Raw genomic sequence first — 3,287 nt, forward strand, 5'->3', positions numbered from 1 at the left:
GCCCCCTCACCGTCGCGATCCTGCTGCGCAACACCATGGTGGCACTCAACCGCCAGCGCGCGCTCTATCGCGCGACCTATGGCGTGGCGGATCAGCTCGCGGCGGAGTAATTATTCCGCAGCAATCAACCCGCCGTCGGAAACGCCCTCCGGTTTCGGACCGCCATAGGCCCAGTCGAGCAGTTTGATCGTGTGCACCACCGGCAGCTTGGCGGCGGACGCGATCTGGGTGATGCAGCCGATATTGCCGGTGGCGACGATTTCGGCGCCGGTCGCCTCGATATTCCCCACCTTGCGGTCGCGGAGCTTGGCTGAAATCTCCGGCTGCAGGATGTTGTAGGTGCCGGCCGAGCCGCAGCACAGATGCCCTTCGCGCGGCTCACGCACGACGAAGCCTGCTTTGGCGAGCAGCTCCTTCGGCTGGCGCGTGATCTTCTGGCCGTGCTGCATCGAGCAGGCGGAATGGTAGGCGACGACGGTGCCCGGTTTGCGCACCGGCTCGGGCAGGTCGAGGCTGGCGAGATATTCGGTGATGTCCTTGGCCAGCCCCGAGACGCGCGCGGCCTTTTCGGCATAGGCCCGATCGAGGCGCAGCATGAAGCCGTAATCCTTGATCGTTGTGCCGCAGCCTGACGCGGTGATGATGATGGCGTCGAGCCCGCCTTGGTCGATCGCGCGCGTCCAGGCGTCGACATTCCGCCTGGCCGAGGCAAGAGCCTGATCCTCGCGGCCCATGTGATGGACGAGCGCGCCGCAGCAGCCCTCGCCTTCGGGCACCACGACCTCGACGCCAAGCCTGGTCAGCAGAGAAATCGTCGTTTCATTGATGGCGGGATCGAGCACCGATTGCGCGCAGCCGGTGAGGATCGCGACGCGGCCTCGCTTTGTGCCTTGCCCGGTATGCGTGCCTGGTTTCGCCATCGGCGATGCCGGCGGGACCGCGGACGGCGCCAGCTTCAGCATGGCTGCGACCGGCTTCAGATCCGGCAGTTTCTCGAACAGGCGGATGAAAGGCCGGCCGAGACCGGCCAGTTTCAGCGCGGCGCGGAAGCGGCTGGGATAAGGCAGCACGAAGGCCAGCACGGCGCGCGTCAGCCGGTCGAGCAGCGGCCGCTTATAGGTCTGCTGGATGTGGGCGCGGGCGTGGTCAACCAGATGCATGTAGTTCACGCCCGACGGACATGTCGTCATGCAGGCAAGGCAGGAGAGACACCGGTCGATATGGGTGACGATCTCCTTATCCGCCGGGCGGCCGTTCTCCAGCATGTCCTTGATGAGGTAGATGCGGCCGCGCGGCGAATCGAGCTCGTTGCCGAGCGTCACATAGGTCGGGCAGGTGGCGGTGCAGAAGCCGCAATGCACGCATTTGCGCAGGATCTTCTCCGATTCCGCGACATGCGGGTCGGCAAGCTGGGCAAGGGAGAAATTGGTCTGCACGCAAAAATCCTTACTGTCCCAGAAGCCAGCTTTGCGGGTTCCTGACGGGCTCGCCGCGCTGCAGCGCCTGGATGCCCAGAATGCAGCGGGCGATAAACCAGACGGCGGCGGCCAACATCAGCACGAAGCCGATCACAAGCATCATCAGGACCACCGAGATCAGCGCGAGAGAAGGCCGATCCAGAACGTCCTGATCAGGAACGTATAGTGGCTTTCGACGAAGCCGCCGGCCTTGCCGCGATTGATGTAGGCAAGCACGATGCCGACAATGCCGGTGATGCCGATGACGAGGCCGGCGAGGTAGAGAATGTAGATGACCAGCGCGTTGGTCTGGCCCGGCTCCAGCCAGCGATCGGTCTGGCGTGGCGCGCTGCTCGGTCCTGGGTCGGTATTGCTCATGATGCTGCTCCCTGTGTTGATCGGGCGAGAGTAGCAGAGCCGGAGCCCGGCGCCATGCGGCCAGGGTTGAGGATATTCTTCGGATCGAACTCGGCCTTGAGCCGCGCCGAGAGCGCCGCCAGATGCGGCGGCTGCGGCTCGAACACCGGCAGCGCCGCGCGATGCGGAGCGGAGGCGCGCACCAGCGTCGCATGGCCGCCGCCATGCTTGCGGATCAAGCCGCGCAAGAGGTCGGCCTCGGGATCGTCCTCGCGCATCGACAGCCACACCAGACCGCCCTGCCAGTCGTAGAACGCATCGACCGCCGCCTGCATGCGCAGCGCCATCACCATGTGATGCGCCACGGACGGCGCCATCGAGACACGCCAGACCGGCCGCGCGCCGCCGTCGGCGAAAGGCCGGCAGTCTCGGATGTCGCGCCAGATGGCTTTCGACGCCTCGCCGGCGATCTCTTCCAGCGGCCCGGCCTTGCCGAGCAGCTTGCGCAGCGCCTCGATGCGATAGACGACCGAGGGGCCAAAACCTTCGACGCGCAGCAACGTCGCGGCATCGCTGCCGTGCTTGCCGCCGGCGACCCGTGCGGCGATGCGCTCCGGCAGATGCGCCGCGCTCGACACTTCGGCGCTGGAGCCCAGCGCCAGCGCCATGGCGGCGACCGCCGCATCGTCGAGCAGGCCGCGGATGGCCAAAGTCACTTCCGTTTCGGCGGCCGGCAGCACCTTGAACGTGACATCCGTGAGCACGGCCAGCGTGCCCCAACTGTTCGCCATCAGCTTGGAGAGATCGTAGCCGGTGACGTTCTTGACTACGCGCCCGCCCGACTTGAAGGCCTCGCCACGGCCCGAGACGGCGGCGACGCCAAGGATATGGTCGCGCGCGGCTCCCGCCTTGAGACGGCGCGGGCCGGACAGGTTCGAGGCCAGCACGCCGCCGATGGTGCCTCTGCCTGGCTCGCCACCGAGCAACGGACCGTAGTCCATCGGCTCGAAGGCGAATTGCTGGCCGTTTTCCGCAAGCAGTTCTTCGATCTCGGCGAGCGGCGTGCCTGCCTTGGCCGACAGCACCAGCTCAGCGGGCTCGTAGAGGGTGACGCCGGTGAGCCTGGAGAGGTCGAGCGTGTGTTCGGTCTGCAGTGGGCGGCCGATGCCGCGCTTGGAGCCATGGCCGAAGAGCTCGAGGGGTGTCTCTTCGGCTGCCGCCCATTGGACGGTGGAGAGGACTTCGGCGGAGGTGGAGGGGGTGAAGGTGGTCATGGCTTGGCCTTGTTCCTCGCCCGCGCAGGGCCAGGACAATCGCATACGGCAGCGCTGCCCCCTCTCCGCCCGCTACGCGGACACCTCTCCCCCATTTCATGGGGGCGAGGAAACGCCAACCGCCGACGTCGCGACCTTGAAAAGCCTGGGTTCCTCGCCCCCGCAAGGCTGGGGAGAGGTGGCTCGGGCGAAGCCCGAG

The 3,287-nt window shown here is 66.6% G+C and carries 2 protein-coding genes and 2 pseudogenes; 1 reads left to right on the forward strand and 3 read right to left on the reverse strand.

The window, feature by feature from the left end; genetic code table 11:
• Positions 1-110 (forward strand): annotated as a pseudogene (locus EOA27_RS42370) (bifunctional 5,10-methylene-tetrahydrofolate dehydrogenase/5,10-methylene-tetrahydrofolate cyclohydrolase); the annotation flags it as partial.
• On the opposite strand, the gene glcF reads toward EOA27_RS42370, so the two are convergent.
• From glcF to glcE, 3 genes and pseudogenes are all read right to left on the reverse strand, one after another.
• A complete protein-coding gene (gene glcF, locus EOA27_RS28685) occupies positions 111-1,436 on the reverse strand; it encodes a glycolate oxidase subunit GlcF (RefSeq protein WP_126078878.1) in 1,326 nt (441 codons plus the stop codon).
• A gap of 10 nt (positions 1,437-1,446) precedes the next feature.
• Positions 1,447-1,835 (reverse strand): annotated as a pseudogene (locus EOA27_RS28690) (DUF4870 domain-containing protein).
• Positions 1,832-3,088 (reverse strand): glycolate oxidase subunit GlcE, encoded by a 1,257-nt coding sequence (gene glcE, locus EOA27_RS28695; protein WP_126078879.1) that lies wholly within the window; start codon positions 3,086-3,088, stop codon positions 1,832-1,834. The pseudogene EOA27_RS28690 and the gene glcE overlap by 4 nt, the downstream one beginning before the upstream one ends.
• Between the last annotated feature and the right edge of the window lie 199 nt (positions 3,089-3,287).

Origin of the sequence: Mesorhizobium sp. M2A.F.Ca.ET.037.01.1.1, from assembly GCF_003998075.1 — a bacterium.
Taxonomy (GTDB): domain Bacteria; phylum Pseudomonadota; class Alphaproteobacteria; order Rhizobiales; family Rhizobiaceae; genus Mesorhizobium.